The 17,504-nt window shown below is 55.9% G+C and carries 19 protein-coding genes; 9 read left to right on the top strand and 10 right to left on the bottom strand.

What is annotated here, in order from left to right:
* Positions 1 to 78 precede the first annotated feature (78 nt).
* The 6 genes from AMM41_RS05225 to AMM41_RS05200 form a co-directional block, all read right to left on the bottom strand.
* Complete coding sequence (locus tag AMM41_RS05225) at positions 79 to 687, bottom strand: LOG family protein (RefSeq protein ID WP_089953951.1); 609 nt, start codon at positions 685 to 687, stop codon at positions 79 to 81.
* Positions 684 to 1,088 carry a diacylglycerol kinase gene (locus AMM41_RS05220; protein WP_089953948.1) on the bottom strand — a complete coding sequence of 135 codons (405 nt, stop codon included), beginning with the start codon at positions 1,086 to 1,088 and terminating at the stop codon, positions 684 to 686. The genes AMM41_RS05225 and AMM41_RS05220 overlap by 4 nt, the downstream gene beginning before the upstream one ends.
* 6 nt (positions 1,089 to 1,094) lie before the next feature.
* Positions 1,095 to 1,664 (bottom strand): RDD family protein, encoded by a 570-nt coding sequence (locus AMM41_RS05215; protein WP_089953945.1) that lies wholly within the window; start codon positions 1,662 to 1,664, stop codon positions 1,095 to 1,097.
* Between the two features lie 90 nt (positions 1,665 to 1,754).
* Positions 1,755 to 2,255, bottom strand: a complete 501-nt coding sequence (locus AMM41_RS05210; RefSeq protein ID WP_158273214.1) for a DUF3106 domain-containing protein — start codon at positions 2,253 to 2,255, stop codon at positions 1,755 to 1,757.
* Positions 2,256 to 2,439: 184 nt separating this feature from the next.
* Positions 2,440 to 2,886 (bottom strand): DUF3619 family protein, encoded by a 447-nt coding sequence (locus tag AMM41_RS05205; RefSeq protein ID WP_089953940.1) that lies wholly within the window; start codon positions 2,884 to 2,886, stop codon positions 2,440 to 2,442.
* The gene (locus AMM41_RS05200) at positions 2,883 to 3,449 is read right to left on the bottom strand and encodes an RNA polymerase sigma factor (protein WP_089953937.1); all 567 of its coding nucleotides are present in this window, start codon (positions 3,447 to 3,449) and stop codon (positions 2,883 to 2,885) included. The genes AMM41_RS05205 and AMM41_RS05200 overlap by 4 nt, the downstream gene beginning before the upstream one ends.
* A gap of 304 nt (positions 3,450 to 3,753) precedes the next feature.
* On the opposite strand from AMM41_RS05200, the gene AMM41_RS05195 reads away from it, so the two are divergent.
* The 6 genes from AMM41_RS05195 to AMM41_RS05170 all read left to right on the top strand — a co-directional run bounded on the left by AMM41_RS05195 (position 3,754) and on the right by AMM41_RS05170 (position 10,988).
* Positions 3,754 to 5,517 (top strand): acetolactate synthase 3 catalytic subunit, encoded by a 1,764-nt coding sequence (locus AMM41_RS05195; RefSeq protein WP_089953934.1) that lies wholly within the window; start codon positions 3,754 to 3,756, stop codon positions 5,515 to 5,517.
* Positions 5,518 to 5,519: 2 nt separating this feature from the next.
* Complete coding sequence (gene ilvN, locus AMM41_RS05190) at positions 5,520 to 6,011, top strand: acetolactate synthase small subunit (RefSeq protein ID WP_089953931.1); 492 nt, start codon at positions 5,520 to 5,522, stop codon at positions 6,009 to 6,011.
* A gap of 39 nt (positions 6,012 to 6,050) precedes the next feature.
* A complete protein-coding gene (gene ilvC / locus AMM41_RS05185; protein WP_019425312.1) occupies positions 6,051 to 7,067 on the top strand; it encodes a ketol-acid reductoisomerase in 1,017 nt (338 codons plus the stop codon).
* Between the two features lie 115 nt (positions 7,068 to 7,182).
* A complete protein-coding gene (gene pssA / locus AMM41_RS05180; RefSeq protein WP_089953928.1) occupies positions 7,183 to 8,004 on the top strand; it encodes a CDP-diacylglycerol--serine O-phosphatidyltransferase in 822 nt (273 codons plus the stop codon).
* Between the two features lie 198 nt (positions 8,005 to 8,202).
* The gene (locus AMM41_RS05175; protein WP_089953925.1) at positions 8,203 to 9,741 is read left to right on the top strand and encodes a 2-isopropylmalate synthase; all 1,539 of its coding nucleotides are present in this window, start codon (positions 8,203 to 8,205) and stop codon (positions 9,739 to 9,741) included.
* Positions 9,742 to 9,866: 125 nt separating this feature from the next.
* Positions 9,867 to 10,988 carry a serine hydrolase gene (locus AMM41_RS05170; RefSeq protein ID WP_194944620.1) on the top strand — a complete coding sequence of 374 codons (1,122 nt, stop codon included), beginning with the start codon at positions 9,867 to 9,869 and terminating at the stop codon, positions 10,986 to 10,988.
* Positions 10,989 to 11,028: 40 nt separating this feature from the next.
* Here the strand turns inward: AMM41_RS05170 and AMM41_RS05165 are convergent, their stop codons facing one another.
* From AMM41_RS05165 to aat, 3 genes are read right to left on the bottom strand one after another with little or no spacing between them, the layout of a single operon-like run.
* On the bottom strand, positions 11,029 to 11,808 hold the full coding sequence (locus AMM41_RS05165; RefSeq protein ID WP_089953922.1) for an IclR family transcriptional regulator: 780 nt from the start codon (positions 11,806 to 11,808) through the stop codon (positions 11,029 to 11,031).
* 52 nt (positions 11,809 to 11,860) lie between these two features.
* Positions 11,861 to 12,598 carry an arginyltransferase gene (locus AMM41_RS05160; RefSeq protein WP_089953919.1) on the bottom strand — a complete coding sequence of 246 codons (738 nt, stop codon included), beginning with the start codon at positions 12,596 to 12,598 and terminating at the stop codon, positions 11,861 to 11,863.
* A complete protein-coding gene (aat, locus tag AMM41_RS05155; RefSeq protein ID WP_089953917.1) occupies positions 12,595 to 13,362 on the bottom strand; it encodes a leucyl/phenylalanyl-tRNA--protein transferase in 768 nt (255 codons plus the stop codon). The genes AMM41_RS05160 and aat overlap by 4 nt, the downstream gene beginning before the upstream one ends.
* On the opposite strand from aat, the gene pgeF reads away from it, so the two are divergent.
* Positions 13,361 to 14,203: a peptidoglycan editing factor PgeF gene (gene pgeF, locus AMM41_RS05150; RefSeq protein ID WP_368664961.1), complete on the top strand. Its 843-nt coding sequence runs from the start codon at positions 13,361 to 13,363 to the stop codon at positions 14,201 to 14,203. The genes aat and pgeF overlap by 2 nt on opposite strands.
* On the opposite strand, the gene AMM41_RS05145 is transcribed toward pgeF, so the two are convergent.
* The gene (locus AMM41_RS05145; RefSeq protein WP_089955218.1) at positions 14,117 to 14,422 is read right to left on the bottom strand and encodes a hypothetical protein; all 306 of its coding nucleotides are present in this window, start codon (positions 14,420 to 14,422) and stop codon (positions 14,117 to 14,119) included. The genes pgeF and AMM41_RS05145 overlap by 87 nt on opposite strands.
* 91 nt (positions 14,423 to 14,513) lie before the next feature.
* On the opposite strand from AMM41_RS05145, the gene AMM41_RS05140 reads away from it, so the two are divergent.
* Positions 14,514 to 16,232, top strand: a complete 1,719-nt coding sequence (locus tag AMM41_RS05140) for a PHA/PHB synthase family protein (protein WP_089953913.1) — start codon at positions 14,514 to 14,516, stop codon at positions 16,230 to 16,232.
* 24 nt (positions 16,233 to 16,256) lie between these two features.
* Positions 16,257 to 17,438, top strand: a complete 1,182-nt coding sequence (locus AMM41_RS05135) for an acetyl-CoA C-acetyltransferase (protein ID WP_089953910.1) — start codon at positions 16,257 to 16,259, stop codon at positions 17,436 to 17,438.
* Positions 17,439 to 17,504 lie beyond the last annotated feature (66 nt).

The raw sequence follows: 17,504 nt of genomic DNA, 5'->3' as shown, positions 1-17,504 counted from the left end.
TGGCCTTGAATGGCCACGGGGCGATCTGTGAAGCTGTGATGAGGTCAAGGCTGATGGTTGTCGGGCCCTCAAAGTCGATCAGAGCAGTTCGACTTTGGCGCGTGGAGAAAAGCCCGCTTTTTGCACCAGACTTTGCAGCAGCAATTCGGCCTCGGTGCTCACGGACACCAGCTCTGTCTGCCAATGCCCCATGAAGCCTTGATCGACCACTTGGCCAATGAAAGCCATCAAACCATCGTAATAACCGTTGCTGTTGAGGATGCCGATGGGTTTGTCGTGGTAACCCAGCTGACGCCAAGTCCAGACTTCAAACAATTCTTCAAAAGTGCCGATGCCGCCGGGCAAGGCCAGAAAAGCATCGGCTTTGTCGGCCATCAGGCGTTTGCGCTCATGCATGGTGTCCACCACATGCAGTTCGGTGCAGCCGTGGTGCGCCCATTCCTTTTCGACCAAGGCTGTAGGAATGATGCCCACCACGGTGCCGCCTGCGGCCAGGGTGGCTTCGGCGACCAGGCCCATCAAGCCATTGCGGCCGCCGCCATAAACAAGTTGGCCGCCATGCTGGCCAATCCAGGTGCCCACTTGGACGGCGATTTGGGCAAATTCAGGCGAGTTGCCGGGTTTGGAGCCGCAGTAAACGCAGACCGAAAAGGCGGGCGAGGTGGCCGGGGTGTTGTTTTCGGTCATGACAAGCGTTGCCAAAGCGCAGCCATCCAAACGCCAGCGCACAGCAGCAAGCTGAGCAGCACCGCAGCACTGCCCATGTCCTTGGCACGCTTGGACAGGTCGTGCCATTCCGGGCCGATGCGGTCGATGGCCGATTCGACACAGGTGTTGAGCAACTCGACGATCATGACCAGCAAAATCGTACCGGCCAGCAGGGCGGTTTCTACCCAGTTTTGCCCCAGCCAAAAAGCCAAGGGCACCAGCCCCATGGCCAAAATGGCTTCTTGACGAAAAGCGGTTTCTCCCCAGCCTGCACGCAGGCCCTGCATGGAGTAACCCCCGGCATGAAGAATGCGGTTAAGGCCTGTGCGAGCTTTTTGCGGGTTGACGATGTCGGTCGTTTGGGGTTTATTGCTGGACATAGGCCATCAGGATTTGAGAGCTTGCTGCGCAGTGATCAGACGCGTGCGGGACCAAGCGTCGTGCCAAAACTGGCGCTGAGGATGAAAGCGGCTGAGGATGCTCCAAATGGCCACCCATCCCAGGGTGATGACACTCAGTTCGATCACAGACAGGTGAAGCGCGTAGGAGGTGATGATCGGTGGAAGAAACCAAATCCAAGTGACCAAGTACCGTTTCAAGGCGGTTTTGTTGCTCACCCTTCGCCCATCGGTGCCCACAATTTCTATGCGCCATGTTTTCATGGCCAGCGTTTGTCCACGCCGCCACATCCAGATGAAGTAAAGACCCAGCACCAGAAAACAGGTAGCTTGAAAGCCTGATTTGAGTTTCGGCTGGCTGTTCATCTCCCCCGGCGACAGGCCGGTGATCCAGGATGCGGCAATGAAATAAACCAAACCCGATGCGACCATCACACCAAACAGCAGCATGCCTTCGTAGAGCCAGCAGGCCATGCGCCGTTTGAGCGATGGGGCGAGAAATTCGTGTGCGGGCGCTGGTGCGAGGGGTCGAGAAGACACGGGGTCGCTGTGGGTCATGACAACTGTTGATTCAGGGGGTAAGTTGCGAGGCGATCCTCGGTTTGGGTGCATTCGGCTGTGAAGCCGTTTGAATGCAAAGCCAGTCGCTTATTGTGACCCAGGCTTGGGCAGAAGTGTTTTGGGGTCAATGGGTTGGGATGGTGCCACCAGCGGAATGCCTTTGGGTGTGTTCACAGGCATGGCCGGCGGACTGACCAGTCGGCTGTTGGTGGGCAGGGTCGTGCGTGCAGCACTTTTGACCGGTGGCTTGGGTCCCGAGGACAGTTGTTGTTTGTCCTGGGCGGGCAGGGATTGGTAGGCTTCCCACTGAGCCCGTTTGTCATCAATGGACAACGAGCGGGTGCTGTTGAAGTTGAATCGGGCAGCATTGCGGTCTTTGGGGCTCAGACGTGCCCATTCACTCATTCGACCGTGCATGGTCATTTGCTCTTCATCGCTGAGTTGCAAAAATGTGTCACTGATGCTCAGCCACTTGGTCCGTTGTTGCGCGGTCAGGGTGTCCCACTGGCCTCGCAGGGGTGACAGAGCTTGCTTTTGCCGTTCGCTCAATTTTTGCCAGCGTTTGAGGACAGGGGGCGGCGAGGGCATGGCCGGGCTGCTGGCCGATGTGACGTCGCCAGTGACGAGGAGCGGAGCTGCCGGTGCAGGGTTTGCGTCGGCGGGTGCAGGCGATTGGGCCAAGGATTGCGTGATGCAAAGACTCGACAATATCCCGCTGAGGATCGTCAACCCAATCAGGTCACGCAGCGTAAAGGGCCTGTGAGTGAACAGTTCAATCATTGGCAGCGGTACGGACCAATTGGAGCTTTAAAAATTGCACAAAGCCCGGGTCGGTGTAGGCGTCTGGGGGTAATTCGTCGGTCAGCAGTGCGGCGTCAATGCGGGCAATGTCAGAGGTCACATCATCGGATTGCATGTCCTGCAGAACCAACAGGCCCAAGACCAAGGCCAAGATTGGCAAAGCGGAAGCAAAAATACTCCAAAGGTTCAGGCCTTCTTCTGGAGTGCCGGTCAATGTGCCTTGGCTTTGAACCGAGCCGGCCATACGGCGTTGCATGATGACCACAGGTGGGCGTGACTTCAGAGCGAGTTGCCGTGCGATTCTCAATCTTTCGCTGATGTCATGGCCCAAATCCAAAGAGGCCGTGCTTAACTTGGCCGACAGTTGTTGGCCAAGTCGGTCCATGTCGTTGTCGGGATGGATTTGTTGGTGTTTCATGGTTTCAGGCCTTGGTCAGACAAGGTTTTACTCAGGGCCTGGATGGCCCGGGAACAATGGGTTTTGACGCTGCCTTCGGTGCACCCCATCACGGCGGCAGTTTCTGCAACATCCAGCTCCTCCCAATAACGCAGCAGGAAGGCTTCTCGTTGACGCGTGGGCAAGGCCATGACCGCCGATTCAATGTGCTCAAGAGTTTGCACTCTGCCCAGCCAGCTCTCTGCACTTTGTGTGGCCAGATTGTCTTCGGCACCGTTGGCCACTTCCATCAAATCGAAGCCTGAATCGGTTTCATCCGAATCGAGTTCGTTCATGTTGGTGAACAAGGCTTTTCGGGTTTTTTGGCGTCTGAACCAATCCAGGACGGTATTGGACAAAATGCGCTGAAAAAGCAGGGGCAGTTCACTCGGGGGCTTGTCCGCATAACTGCTGCACAGCTTGATCATGCTGTCTTGAACAATGTCCAAAGCACCTTCTTCATCACGTACGTGATAGTAGGCGCGCTTGAATGCTTTTTTTTCTGCGTTCTTCAGAAAGTCAGCAAGTTCTTTATCGGAGGCCAACGTGATTTCAGCGTCGCTGTTTGAGGTGTGGGGGCTGTTCTTGATCCTGTCAACTGAGCAGGCATTGACCCTGGTGGGTGAAAGATTATGTCACTTGACGAGCTTTGGGAGAACTTTTGCGTAGGCATGCGTGTATCAATGCGATAATGCGCGATTGCAATTGAAAAAAAGCAAACGGATCACCGTCCGGCACTTTTACAGTTTGGTGCCCATGTCTGTGGTCTTAAGTCCCAAAGCCACTTCACAAGAGTCGAGCCCAGGGGCACCCAAGGTTTTTCGTTAGAGAAATTCACAAAGGTTGAATATGGAAATGAACAAGGCCGATACAGCCAACACCCCTGCGGGCGCTCAAGAATTGCGCGGCGCAGAAATCCTCGTCAAAGCGCTCCAAGCGGAAAACGTTCAGTACATCTGGGGTTACCCCGGCGGTGCCGTTTTGCACATTTATGACGCTTTTTACAAGCAAGACACCATTCAGCACGTCCTGGTGCGGCACGAGCAAGCGGCTGTGCACGCGGCCGATGGTTTCGCCCGTGCCACGGGCGAAGTCGGGGTGGCTTTGGTCACTTCCGGCCCCGGCCTGACCAATGCCGTGACCGGCATCGCCACGGCTTACATGGACAGCATCCCCATGGTCATCATCAGTGGCCAAGTGCCCACTGCGGCCATTGGTCTGGATGCTTTCCAAGAATGCGATACCGTGGGCATCACCCGTCCCATCGTCAAGCACAACTTCTTGGTCAAAGACGCCAAGGACATGGCCGAGGTCATGAAAAAGGCTTTCCACATTGCACGCAGTGGCCGTCCTGGCCCCGTGGTGGTGGACGTGCCCAAGGACGTTTCTTTCAACAAAGCGCTGTACTCGGGCTACCCCGAGACGGTAGAAATGCGCTCTTACAACCCTGTGCGCAAGGGCCACGGTGGGCAGATTCGCAAGGCTTTGCAGTTGTTGATGTCGGCCAAGCGCCCTTACATCTACACCGGTGGCGGCGTGTTGTTGAGCAACGCCAGCGCAGAGCTGCGTGCCCTGGTGGACATGCTCAACGTGCCAGTCACCAACACTTTGATGGGCTTGGGCGCTTTCCCCGCCACCGACCGCCGCTTCCTGGGCATGCTGGGCATGCACGGCACGCTCGAAGCCAACAACGCCATGCAAAACTGCGACGTTTTGTTGGCCGTAGGTGCACGGTTTGACGACCGCGTGATCGGCAACCCCAAGCACTTCGCTTCGGTGGACCGCAAGATCATCCACATTGACATCGACCCTTCCAGCATCTCCAAGCGCGTCAAGGTGGACGTGCCGATCGTGGGCGACGTGAAAGATGTGTTGACTGAACTCATGGGCATGATCCGTGACTCCGGCCTCAAGCCCGATCAGCAGGCCTTGGCCCAATGGTGGGAAACGGTTGAAGGCTGGCGCAGCCGCGACTGCATGAAGTATGACAACAGCAACAGTTTGGTCATCAAACCGCAAAAAGTCATCGAGACTTTGTGGGAGATGACCAAGGACGCCGATGCGTACATCACCTCGGACGTGGGTCAGCATCAGATGTGGGCCGCTCAGTACTACAAGTTCAACGAACCACGCCGCTGGATCAACTCCGGTGGTTTGGGCACCATGGGCGTGGGCATTCCTTATGCCATGGGCATCAAGTTGGCCAAGCCGGACAGCGAAGTGTTCTGCGTGACGGGTGAAGGCTCGGTGCAAATGTGCATTCAGGAACTCTCAACCTGCTTGCAGTACAACACGCCCATCAAAGTGGTAGCCCTGAACAACGGTTACCTGGGCATGGTGCGCCAGTGGCAGGAAATTGATTACTCTGGTCGTTACAGCCACAGCTACATGGATGCATTGCCCAACTTCGTGAAGTTGGCCGAGGCCTATGGCCACGTCGGCATCCTGGTTGAAAAACCAGAAGACGTGGAGCCGGCTTTGCGTGAAGCCCGCAGACTCAAGGACCGCACGGTTTTCCTGGACATCCGCACGGACCCGACAGAAAACGTGTTCCCCATGGTGCAGGCCGGCAAAGGCATCACCGAAATGCTGTTGGGCGTGGAGGATCTGTAATCATGAAACACATCATCGCTGTACTGATTGAAAACGAAGCGGGTGCTTTGTCCCGTGTGGTGGGCTTGTTCTCGGCCCGTGGCTACAACATCGAGTCTTTGACCGTGGCCCCGACCGAAGACCCCAGCTTGTCGCGCATGACCATCCAGACCACCGGGTCGGATGACGTGATTGAGCAAATCACCAAACACTTGAACCGCCTGATTGAGGTGGTCAAGGTCGTTGACCTGACCGAAGGTGCTTACACCGAACGCGAGCTGATGCTGGTGAAGGTGCGTGCCGTGGGCAAGGAGCGCGAAGAAATGAAACGCATGGCCGACATCTTTCGCGGCCGCGTGATTGACGTCACCGACAAGAGCTACACCATTGAGCTGACCGGTGACCAATCCAAGAACGACGCCTTTTTGGAGGCGATCGACCGCAGCGCCATTTTGGAGACCGTGCGCACGGGTGCATGCGGAATCGGGCGCGGCGAGCGCATCCTGCGCGTCTAAACTTAACTCTTGAACCTGTTTATTCCTAAGGAGAACCCTGTGAAAGTTTTTTACGACAAAGATTGTGATCTGAGCGTCATCAAGGGCAAGACCGTTGCCATTCTTGGTTACGGCTCGCAAGGCCACGCCCATGCTCAGAACCTGAACGACAGCGGCGTCAAAGTGGTTGTCGGTCTGCGCAAAGGCGGCGCATCGTGGGATAAAGTCGGCAAAGCCGGTTTGACTGTGATGGAAGTCAATGACGCGGTCAAAGCCGCTGACGTGGTCATGATCTTGTTGCCCGACGAAATGATCGCCGAGGTCTACAACAACAACGTGGCACCTCACATCAAGCAAGGCGCTTCTTTGGCCTTCGCCCACGGTTTCAACGTGCACTACAACCAGGTCGTTCCCCGCGAAGACCTGGACGTGTGGATGGTGGCACCCAAGGCCCCAGGCCACACCGTGCGCAACACCTACACCCAAGGCGGCGGCGTGCCCCACTTGGTGGCGATTCACCAGGACAAGAGCGGCAAGGCCCGCGCTTTGGCCCTGAGCTACGCCATGGCCAACGGTGGCGGCAAGGCCGGCATCATCGAGACCAACTTCAAAGAAGAAACCGAAACCGACTTGTTCGGTGAGCAGGCTGTTCTGTGCGGTGGCGCGGTTGAGCTGATCAAGATGGGTTACGAGACCCTGGTGGAAGCCGGTTATGCGCCAGAGATGGCTTACTTCGAGTGCTTGCACGAGTTGAAGCTGATCGTGGACTTGATCTACGAAGGCGGCATCGGCAACATGAACTACTCGATCTCGAACAACGCCGAGTACGGCGAGTATGTGACAGGTCCTGAAGTCATCAACGAAGAGTCGCGCGTCGCCATGCGCAATGCCTTGAAGCGCATCCAGACGGGTGAATACGCCAAGATGTTCATCTTGGAAGGCAAGACCAACTACCCCAGCATGACGGCCCGCCGTCGCTTGACTTCCGAGCACTCCATCGAAGTTGTGGGCGCACAATTGCGCGCCATGATGCCTTGGATTGCCAAGAACAAGCTGGTTGACAAGACACGCAACTGATTGTCTTGTGCGAGATCGAAAAAGGCCACTTCGGTGGCCTTTTTCTTGGGCGCGTGGACTGCCTTAAACTTGGCTGACAAGCGATGGCTCCGAATCAACGCAAGAGGAAAAACCGATGAGCAAATTCAACGACAACGACAGTGCCGAAGGCACCGAGGTGGTTGTGCCTGTGCGCAAACCGTCTAAGGGCATTTACATGTTGCCCAACATGATCACTTTGGCGGCCCTGTTCGCAGGTTTTTATGCCATTGTCATGGCGATCAATGGTCGTTTTGACTTGGCCACGGTGGGCATCTTCAGCGCCATGGTGCTCGACAGCCTGGATGGCCGCGTGGCCCGAATGACCAACACCCAAAGCGCCTTTGGCGAGCAGATGGATTCGCTGTCCGACATGGTGTCGTTTGGTGCTGCGCCTGCCTTGATTGCCTATGTTTGGACCCTCCAGGAGTTGGGGCGTTGGGGCTGGATTGCCGCGTTTGTGTATTGCGCCTGTGCAGCGCTGCGCCTGGCACGCTTCAATGTGAACACGGGGGTGGTCGACAAGCGGTATTTTCAGGGATTGCCTTCGCCTGCTGCGGCGGCTTTGGTCATGGGCTTTGTCTGGATCATGTTTGAAAACGCCGTACCCGCTAAAACCGTGGCGTGGGGCATGTTTGCGGTCTGCCTGTTTGCGGGTTTGACCATGGTGACCAATGTGCCGTTTTACAGTTTCAAGGACATGCACATGAAAAAGAGCGTGCCTTTTGCCACTTTGGTGTTGGTGGCTTTGGGCATTGCGGCGGTGAATATCGACCCGCCTACCGTTTTATTTGGCATCTTTGTGCTGTATGGTTTGAGTGGCTATGTGATCTATATCTGGCGCAAAGCCAAAGGTCAGCCCACCAGCATGATCAGCACCTCCACCGATGACCCCGATGAGCGTGGCTTGCATCAATGATGTCCGCTTCAGGACAGTGGATGCTGTGAATTGTGCTAAAGTAATCGCATGAACTTTTCTTTGTTTGCACTACTGCTAGCGCCCCACGGGCGGGATGTGTAGCGCACGCAAACATTGTCCCAAAAGGCCCGTATGCCATCCGCATCGGGCCTTTTGCATTTTTTGCTTGGACTTGCGGGTTTTTGACCAGGAGTGAACATGACTGACAAACTGATTATTTTCGACACCACCTTGCGTGATGGTGAGCAATCACCCGGAGCCTCCATGACCCGCGACGAGAAACTGCGCATTGCCCGCCAGCTCGAGCGTCTGCGCGTGGACGTGATCGAAGCCGGTTTTGCCGCCAGCTCCAATGGTGATTTTGAGGCGGTCAAAGCGATTGCTGACGCGATCAAGGATTCCACCATTTGTTCCCTGTCGCGTGCCAATGACCGCGATATCGCGCGTGCGGCCGAGGCGCTCAAAGGTGCCAACAGCGGCCGCATTCACACCTTCATTGCCACGTCGCCCCTGCACATGGAAAAGAAGCTGCGCATGACACCCGACCAGGTGTTTGAGCAGGCCAAGCAGTCGGTTCGCTTTGCCCGCAATTTGGTGGGTGATGTCGAGTTCAGCCCCGAAGACGGTTACCGCAGCGACATGGACTTTTTGTGCCGAATTTTGGAAGCCGTGATCTCAGAAGGTGCCACCACCATCAACGTGCCTGACACCGTGGGTTATGCCGTGCCCGAGTTGTACGGCGAGTTCATCCGCACCTTGCGCGAGCGCATCCCCAACTCGGACAAAGCGATTTGGTCCGTGCACTGCCACAACGACTTGGGCATGGCCGTGGCCAACTCCTTGGCGGGTGTGAAGATTGGTGGCGCACGTCAGGTCGAGTGCACCATCAATGGCTTGGGCGAGCGTGCGGGCAATTGCTCACTCGAAGAAGTGGTCATGGCCGTCAAGACACGGCGAGACTATTTTGGCCTCGACATCGGCATTGACACCAGCCACATCGTGGCTGCCAGCCGCATGGTCAGTCAGACCACCGGTTTTGTGGTGCAGCCCAACAAGGCGGTGGTCGGGGCCAACGCCTTTGCCCACGCCTCGGGCATTCACCAGGATGGCGTGCTCAAGGCGCGCGACACCTACGAAATCATGCGTGCCGAGGACGTGGGCTGGACCACCAACAAGATCGTGCTGGGCAAGCTCAGCGGTCGCAACGCGTTCAAACAGCGTTTGCAGGACCTCGGTGTCACTTTGGACAGTGAGACTGAAATCAACAACGCTTTTTCCAAGTTCAAGGAATTGGCCGACCGCAAGAGCGAGATTTTTGACGAAGACATTCTGGCCTTGGTCAGCGATGAAAGTGTGACCACTGAAAAAGAGCAGTTCGGATTTGTCTCCATGTCTCAGCACAGTGAGACGGGCGAGCGTCCACATGCGGCAGTGGTGTTCACAGTGAATGGCAAAGAGGTTCGCAGTTCATCGGATGGCAATGGGCCCGTCGATGCGTCTCTCAAAGCCATTGAGTCGCACGTTCAGAGTGGTGCTGAAATGGTGTTGTATTCAGTCAATGCGATCAGCGGCTCCACTGAAAGTCAAGGCGAAGTGACGGTTCGATTGCAAAATTCTGGCCGTGTGGTCAACGGTGTCGGCTCGGATCCAGACATCGTTGTGGCTTCAGCCAAGGCTTATCTGAGTGCGCTGAATAAATTGCAAAGCACCGCAGATCGGGTTGCAGCTCAAGGTTAAAATGACTCCTAAATAGGTAATTTTAAACTTTATGAAGGTCACGTAAGTTGCTGTTCTTGCGTGACTTTTTTATTTGAGTACACTGTTATTACTTGATCCCAAAATAAACCATGGCCTGACCTGAAATGCAGCTGAAATTTGCTTCTTTGAATTCCTTTTCTTTGGCATCCTGGCGTGCTTCCTCTCTGGCTTTGGTGGCAGGTTTGATGATTGGCTGGGTCGGACCCAGCAATTTGGTTTATGCACAGTCCAACTCCACGGCGTCTTCAGCCAAAGGTAAAAAGTCAAACAACCATGCCCAAAAGGCAGTGCAACGTCGCTCCGCGCAAAACGGCAAGGGTCGTTCTGTACAAAGCGCCAAAGGACGATCTGCTGGTGGTGTAAAAAGGGGCTTTGTGTCGGCCCAGGCCGCAGTTCCTGTCAAGGCATCTTTTGGTCAGATGGCAGGTTTGCGTTCCACAGCCGATGCCTTGGATTTGAATTCCAGTGTGGCCTTGGTGGTGGATCAAGACACCCACGAGGTGCTTTACCGAAAAAACGACCATGCCGTTTTACCCATTGCTTCATTGACCAAGCTGATGACAGGTTTGATCATCTCTGAAGCGAACCTGCCGATGTCTGAGCGGCTCACCATCACGCAAGCTGATGTGGACACAGAAAAAGGAAGCTCCTCGCGTTTGGCGGTTGGTACTGAATTGAGTCGCGGTGAAATGCTGCATTTGGCTCTGATGTCCAGTGAGAACAGGGCAGCCAACGCTTTGGGTCGGACTTTTCCGGGTGGTTTGAGTGAGTTTGTGGCCCGTATGAACAGCCGAGCGCTGAGCTTGGGCATGACCGATACCCGTTACGTGGAGCCTACAGGTCTTTCCAGTCGCAACCAGTCAAGCGCCAGCGATTTGGCGGTCTTGGTTGCTGCGGCTTACAAAGAGCCTGTTTTGCGTGATCTGTCGACTTCGCACGGACGTGAGGTAGCCGTGGGTAACCGCACCTTGCAATACAACAACACCAATCGCTTGGTCAAAAATCCTCAATGGGACATTGGTTTGCAAAAAACAGGCTATATCTCTGAAGCCGGTCAGTGCTTGGTCATGCAAGCGCAGGTGGCAGGGCGCAAGTTGATCATGGTGTTTTTGGACTCTGCTGGCAAACTCAGTCGCATTGGAGATGCTGAACGTGTGCGCAAATGGGTCGAAAACAAGTCTTCTTGGCAGTCCAGTCAACACTTGCAGCAGGACCGTCCCGGTTGATGAGCCGTCAGGGGCTTGTCAATGCCCTGACTCGGGGCGTTTAACCTTCTGCGTGGTGCCCCAGTGTGCTGGAGATTTCCCGGGCTGTTTCTTGCAGTTTCGTCAACCAGCTGTCATCGATGCGGTCTGCAGGCGCAGAGATGGACAAACCGGCCAGCAATTTACCTTGGTCATCATGAATGCCCGCAGCAATGCAGCGCACACCCAACTCCAACTCTTCGTTGTCGCGGGCAAAGCCAGACTGTTTGACGCGTGTCAATTCTCTTTCCAGAACCTGCAATTGGGTGATGCTGTTGCGGGTTTGGCCCGCTAAACCTGTGCGTGTGGCGTAAGAGCGAACCCGCAAAGGGTCATCGGCTGCCAGAAAAAGTTTGCCCACAGAGGTCAGGTGCAAAGGAGCCCGCCCACCAATGGCACGAACAACTTGCATGCCCGAGCGTTCGCTGTAGGCGCGTTCGATGTAAACAATCTCGTCGCCCTGTCGCATGCTCAAATTGACAGGTTGCTGAATCAGTTTGTGCAGTTCGCGCATGGGTGCCAATGCGGCATCTCTCACATTGAGCCGACCTTTGACCATGTTGCCCAATTCCAGCAGACGCATACCCAAGCGGTAGCTTCCTGCTTCGGGGCGGTCAACAAAACGTCCCGTGGCCAAATCGTTCAGGATGCGGTGCGCGGTCGAGGGATGAAGTCCAGTTTTTTGACTGATTTCTTTCAGGGAAATCGCCTCTTCTCGGGATGCAAGAACATCCATCAAGGTGAACATGCGTTCGATGACTTGGATGGTGGGCGAAGCGGCAATGGTGGGATCTTTTTTCATCGAGTACAGCAGATGTGATTGAATTTTACACTGTGAAATCGAAGGGGAGTCTTTAAGGCATGGGCAGCCATTCACCATGGACTCGCAATTCGCCCGGTTTGAAACGGGCTTTGTAACTCATTTTGGGACTTTTTTCGATCCAGTAGCCTAAGTAAACATAAGAAAGACCCAAGTCGACAGCTTGCTGGATTTGCCAAAGAACGCCATACGTGCCGTAGCTCGCTTTGTCATCTGGTTCGTAGAAGGTGTAAACGGCGGAGAGGCCATTGTTGAGGACATCGACAATGCTGATCATTTTCAGAGGGCCCAGAGTGCCTTCTGGTGCGGGTTCGCGAAACTCGATGATTCTTGAATTGACGCGACTTTGAAGCAAGAACTGGGTGTATTGATCCACGCTGTCCTGGTCCATGCCACCGCCCATGTGACGCGAATTTTGGTAGCGCAAGTACAGGGCGTAATGCTCGGCATCAAAATGCAAGTCCAGCACCCGCACTTTCAAATGCTGGTGGGCTTTGAGGGCGCGTCGCTGACTGCGGTCTGGTTGGAAAGTGACCACATTCACACGCAGGGGTTGGCAAGCTTGGCAACCATCGCAATAAGGACGGTAGGTAAACAATCCGCTGCGCCGAAAGCCTTGTTGCACAAGGTCTGAATAAACCTCGTTGTGAATCAAATGGCTGGGCGTTGCCACCTGTGAACGTGCTGACCGATCGGGCAGGTAACTGCAAGCATAGGATGCCGTGGCATAAAACTGCAGAGCCTGAAGCGGGAGGTCTTTCAGATGGGTCACTTAGGGTTGTCCAATGCCGTCAACGCGTGCCAGTATAAAGTTTGCTGTGCCCAGTCAATGCCGGGTCGGTCCATCGCTTGCCTGACGCCTGTCATGAAGGTGTCTCGCGACATTTCGTGTGCGCCCAAAGAGGCCAGGTGACGGGTGTTTTGCTGGCAATCAATGGCCAAAACACCGTGCTCCAAGGCGACGCTGACCAAAAGGGCCAAAGCCATTTTGGAGCCATCGTCAATGCGGGTGAACATGGACTCGCCAAATACGGCTTGGCCCAGCGCCACAAAATACAACCCTGCCACCAGCGTTCCATCAAGCCAAACCTCTGCGCTGTGTGCCAAGCCCAGTTGGTGGAGTTCTGTGTAGGCACTCACCATGGAGGGCAAGATCCAGGTGCCTTTTTGGCCCGGGCGAACAGCGTTGGAGCAGTGGTGGATCACCCCGGCAAAGTCTCGGTCAAAACACAATTCAAAACGGGGTGATTTCAGGTGTTGTTTGAGCCGTTGACGCAAGGAGCGGTGAAAGCGAAATTGATGGGTCTGAAGCACCATGCGGGGATCGGGGCTCCACCACAACACAGGCTGCCCTTCACTGAACCATGGAAAAATCCCGTTGGAATAACTTTCGATCAGGCGTTCAGCATTCAGATCGCTGCTGGCAGCCAAAAGGCCAGGAGCAGGCGATGAAGGCCCCCAGGTCAGCGAGGTGCAAGGCAGTGGCTCCCCAGGCTGAACCCAGGGCAGGGTGGGCGATGAGGGTTCGATCAACATGCAGTCATTACACAATAAATGGCATGCGCACGGCGTCAGCCGCTATGATTTTGTGATGCATGCTTTTGATTCAGACTGGATTCAACCCGAGTGGCCTGCCCCGTTGGGGGTTCGCGCCATCATGACGACGCGTCAAGGTGGCGTTTCAAGTGGGCCTTGGCGAAGCATGAATCTGGGGGGGCATGTGGGGGACTCTCACGAGCAGGTTCAGGCCAACCGTGACCTTCTCGCCAACCAGATCAAGAAAACCCCCGTGTTCATGGACCAAGTTCATGGCACACAAGTAGAGGCGCTGCCGACAAATGGGGTCCATCTGCCGCAAGCGGATGCTTGTTGGACCGCTAACCACCAGCTGGCTTGCACCATCATGGTGGCCGATTGCTTGCCTGTGCTCCTGTGTGATGCCTCGGGTCAATGGGTGGCGGCTGCGCACGCCGGTTGGCGTGGTTTGGCGGGCGTCAATGGCCAAGGTGTGCTGGAGTCGCTGTTGTCCGAGTTGCCCGTGCATGGCCACCATGGCGAGCTGATGGCTTGGCTGGGGCCATGCATTGGCCCGAATGCATTTGAGGTGGGGCAAGAGGTTCGGTCTGCATTTCAAGAGGGAACGACCAAGAACGACGCATTCTTTTTACCTTTGCCCAATGGGAAGTACTTGGCCGATTTGGCAGGTTTAGCCCGACAGCGATTGCATCAGTTGGGGGTTGGACAAATTTTTGGCAATGATGGTCATCCTTCTTGGTGCACCTTCACCAATTCAGACCGGTTCTTTTCTCACCGGCGCGACAGCCGCGTCCTCGGCCAAAGTGGGCGCATGGCCGCTTGCATCTGGCTGGACCGATGAGTTGATTTTTGATTCGGCCTCCAGCCTGTTTTGCTCGGCCTTGAGCCGTTCTTTTCTTCGAAGTGGGGTACCAAACAGGTAAATCACCAACGATATGGGCAACAAGCCATACAGCAAGAAGGTGATGATGGCACCCAAAACAGTTCCCTGTGTACTAAAAGCCTCGACCAAAGCCATCAGCAATGTGACATAGAACCATGCAATAACGATCAAATACATAAATTTTTTGTGCCTTGTAATTTGGGTGACAACAAACTGAAAGATACTGTACTCAAGCCATTTCAAAAAAACGATTGAATCAGGAGACAACATGAGTGCATCCAAGCCAAACGACTGGGCCCAGATGAACCAGGATTTTCAGCAAAAACTGTCTCAAAGTTGGGGTCAGGCCATGCAGCATTTCCAGACCATCGACTTGGGAGGTTTGAAGCCGGTCCCCGAAGCTGACACGCCTGCACTCAAATTCTCTCCGGAAAAGATTCAGGCCCTTCAGGGGCAGTATTTCAAAGACGCCTCAGATTTGTGGAATCAAAGCCTGAGCAACAGTTTGCAAGTCAAAGACCGGCGTTTTTCGGGTGATGCCTGGACCTCCAACCCTGTGGCAGCGTTCAATGCGGCCACTTACCTGCTCAATGCCCGCACCCTGATGGGCTTGGCCGATGCGGTGGACGCCGATGCCAAAACACGCACCCGCATCCGCTTTGCCATTGAGCAGTGGGTGGCCGCTTCGTCCCCAAGCAACTTTTTGGCCTTTAATGCCGAAGCCCAAAAGAAAGCGATCGAGACAAAAGGCGAAAGCATCGCCAAGGGCATCCAGAATTTGATGCACGACATGCAGCAGGGCCATGTCTCGATGACCGACGAGAGCCTGTTTGAAGTGGGCAAGAACGTGGCCACGACCGAAGGTGCTGTCGTTTTTGAAAACGAATTTTTCCAGCTCATCGAATACAAGCCGCTCACCGCCAAGGTCTACGACAAGCCGTTTTTGCTGGTGCCCCCTTGCATCAACAAGTTCTACATCCTCGATCTCCAGCCCGAAAATTCGCTGATTCGCTACGCTGTGAGCCAAGGCCACCGCACTTTTGTGGTGAGCTGGCGCAACCCTGACGAGTCCATGGCGCAAAAGACCTGGGACGACTACATCGAGCACGCCGCCATCGAGGCCATCCACACGGTGCAGGCCATCACCGGTGCGCCCAAAATCAATGCTTTGGGCTTTTGCGTGGGAGGCACCATCTTGTCGACCGCTTTGGCCGTGTTGGCCGCTCGAGGAGAAAAGCCGGTGGCCAGCGCCACCTTCCTCACCACGCTGATCAACTTCACCGACACCGGCATTCTGGACGTGTTCATTGACGAGAACTTCGTCAAGTTCCGCGAGCAGCAAATGGGCCAAGGCGGCTTGCTCAAAGGCCAGGATCTGGCATCCACTTTCAGCTTTTTGCGCCCGAATGACCTGGTCTGGAACTATGTGGTGGGCAACTACCTCAAGGGTGAGACACCGCCGCCTTTTGACCTCTTGTACTGGAACAGCGATTCCACCAATTTGCCTGGCCCGTTTTACGCCTGGTATTTGCGCAACACTTACCTCGAAAACAAGCTGGTTCAACCTGGCAAAGTCACCGTGTGTGGCGAGGCCATCGATCTGGGCAAGGTCGATCTGCCTGTCTACATCTACGGTTCTCGCGAAGACCACATCGTGCCGATTGGTGGGGCTTATGCCAGCACACAAGTGTTGCCGGGCAAGAAGCGTTTTGTGATGGGGGCTTCGGGCCACATTGCGGGCGTGATCAACCCGCCAGCGGCCAAAAAGCGCAGTCACTGGTTGAGTGAAGGCACGAAATTCCCAGCCGATGTGAACGACTGGATCGCCAGCGCCCAAGAGGTGCCCGGCAGCTGGTGGACCGATTGGTCAGACTGGCTCAAAGGCCATGCCGGCAAGCAAATTGCCGCGCCCAAAGCCTACGGCAAAGCCAGCCAATTCAAAGCCATCGAGGCGGCCCCCGGTCGCTATGTGAAGGCCAAGGCCTGATTCGTTTTTTTATTGGAGACAAAAATGGAAGACATCGTCATCGTTGCAGCAGCCCGCACCGCCGTGGGCAAATTTGGCGGCTCGCTCGCCAAAACGCCCGCCACTGAGCTGGGCAGCATCGTCATCAAGAGCCTGCTCGAGCGCAGCGGCTTGCCGGTGGACGCCATCGGTGAAGTCATCATGGGCCAGGTGCTGGCCGCAGGCGTGGGCCAAAACCCCGCCCGCCAAGCCATGATGAAAGCCGGTGTGGCCAAGGAAACACCGGCGCTGACCATCAACGCCGTGTGCGGCTCGGGCCTGAAGGCCGTGATGCTGGCCGCGCAGGCCGTGGCCTGGGGCGACAGCGAGATCGTCATCGCCGGTGGTCAGGAAAACATGAGCGCCAGCCCGCACGTGTTGAACGGCAGCCGCGACGGCCAGCGCATGGGCGATTGGAAGATGACCGACACCATGATCGTGGACGGCTTGTGGGACGTGTACAACCAGTACCACATGGGCATCACCGCCGAAAACGTGGCCAAGGCCCACGGCATCACCCGTGACATGCAAGACGCCCTGGCTGCAGGCAGCCAACGCAAGGCCGCAGCCGCACAAGACGCGGGCAAGTTCAAGGACGAAATCGTCGACGTGCTGATTCCACAGCGCAAAGGTGACGCGCTGGTGTTCAACACCGACGAGTTCATCAACAAGAAAACCACGGTGGAAGTGTTGGCTGGCTTGCGCCCTGCCTTTGACAAGACCGGCAGCGTGACCGCAGGCAACGCCTCGGGCATCAATGACGGCGCGGCCGCCGTGATGGTCATGTCGGCCAAGAAGGCCGCCGCCTTGGGCCTCAAGCCCCTGGCTCGCATTGCCGCTTTTGGCACCAGCGGTCTGGACCCGGCCACCATGGGCATGGGCCCTGTGCCTGCGTCGCAAAAAGCGCTGGCCCGCGCCGGCTGGAAAGCACAAGACGTTGACCTGTTCGAACTCAACGAAGCCTTTGCCGCACAAGCTTGTGCCGTGAACCAGGCCTTGGACATCGATCCGGCCAAGGTCAACGTCAATGGCGGTGCGATCGCCATCGGTCACCCCATCGGCGCATCCGGTTGTCGCATCTTGGTGACTTTGTTGCACGAAATGCAGCGCACCCAGGCCCAAAAAGGTTTGGCCGCGCTGTGCATCGGCGGCGGCATGGGCGTGTCGCTGGCCATCGAACGCGTTTAAAAACCAGGCACGCCGCCGCCTTGGATTGGCACACTGCCCAGCTGTATAAGGGCAGCCCTTCCAAAG

The organism is Limnohabitans sp. 2KL-3, assembly GCF_001269405.1.
Classification (GTDB): Bacteria; Pseudomonadota; Gammaproteobacteria; order Burkholderiales; family Burkholderiaceae_C; genus Limnohabitans_A.
This window is presented reverse-complemented; position numbering and strand designations above follow the sequence as displayed.

Bases quoted from the DNA above. Each gene is read 5' to 3' on its own strand.
- AMM41_RS05165 (WP_089953922.1), bottom strand. From the start codon at position 11,808: ATGAAAAAAGATCCCACCATTGCCGCTTCGCCCACCATCCAAGTCATC.
- pssA (WP_089953928.1), top strand. From the start codon at position 7,183: ATGAGCAAATTCAACGACAACGACAGTGCCGAAGGCACCGAGGTGGTT.
- AMM41_RS05215 (WP_089953945.1), bottom strand. From the start codon at position 1,664: ATGACCCACAGCGACCCCGTGTCTTCTCGACCCCTCGCACCAGCGCCC.
- AMM41_RS05145 (WP_089955218.1), bottom strand. From the start codon at position 14,422: ATGTATTTGATCGTTATTGCATGGTTCTATGTCACATTGCTGATGGCT.
- aat (WP_089953917.1), bottom strand. From the start codon at position 13,362: ATGTTGATCGAACCCTCATCGCCCACCCTGCCCTGGGTTCAGCCTGGG.
- AMM41_RS05170 (WP_194944620.1), top strand. From the start codon at position 9,867: ATGCAGCTGAAATTTGCTTCTTTGAATTCCTTTTCTTTGGCATCCTGG.
- AMM41_RS05175 (WP_089953925.1), top strand. From the start codon at position 8,203: ATGACTGACAAACTGATTATTTTCGACACCACCTTGCGTGATGGTGAG.
- pgeF (WP_368664961.1), top strand. From the start codon at position 13,361: ATGCAGTCATTACACAATAAATGGCATGCGCACGGCGTCAGCCGCTAT.
- AMM41_RS05195 (WP_089953934.1), top strand. From the start codon at position 3,754: ATGGAAATGAACAAGGCCGATACAGCCAACACCCCTGCGGGCGCTCAA.
- AMM41_RS05140 (WP_089953913.1), top strand. From the start codon at position 14,514: ATGAGTGCATCCAAGCCAAACGACTGGGCCCAGATGAACCAGGATTTT.
- AMM41_RS05210 (WP_158273214.1), bottom strand. From the start codon at position 2,255: ATGCCCTCGCCGCCCCCTGTCCTCAAACGCTGGCAAAAATTGAGCGAA.
- ilvN (WP_089953931.1), top strand. From the start codon at position 5,520: ATGAAACACATCATCGCTGTACTGATTGAAAACGAAGCGGGTGCTTTG.
- AMM41_RS05225 (WP_089953951.1), bottom strand. From the start codon at position 687: ATGACCGAAAACAACACCCCGGCCACCTCGCCCGCCTTTTCGGTCTGC.
- AMM41_RS05135 (WP_089953910.1), top strand. From the start codon at position 16,257: ATGGAAGACATCGTCATCGTTGCAGCAGCCCGCACCGCCGTGGGCAAA.
- AMM41_RS05205 (WP_089953940.1), bottom strand. From the start codon at position 2,886: ATGAAACACCAACAAATCCATCCCGACAACGACATGGACCGACTTGGC.
- AMM41_RS05220 (WP_089953948.1), bottom strand. From the start codon at position 1,088: ATGTCCAGCAATAAACCCCAAACGACCGACATCGTCAACCCGCAAAAA.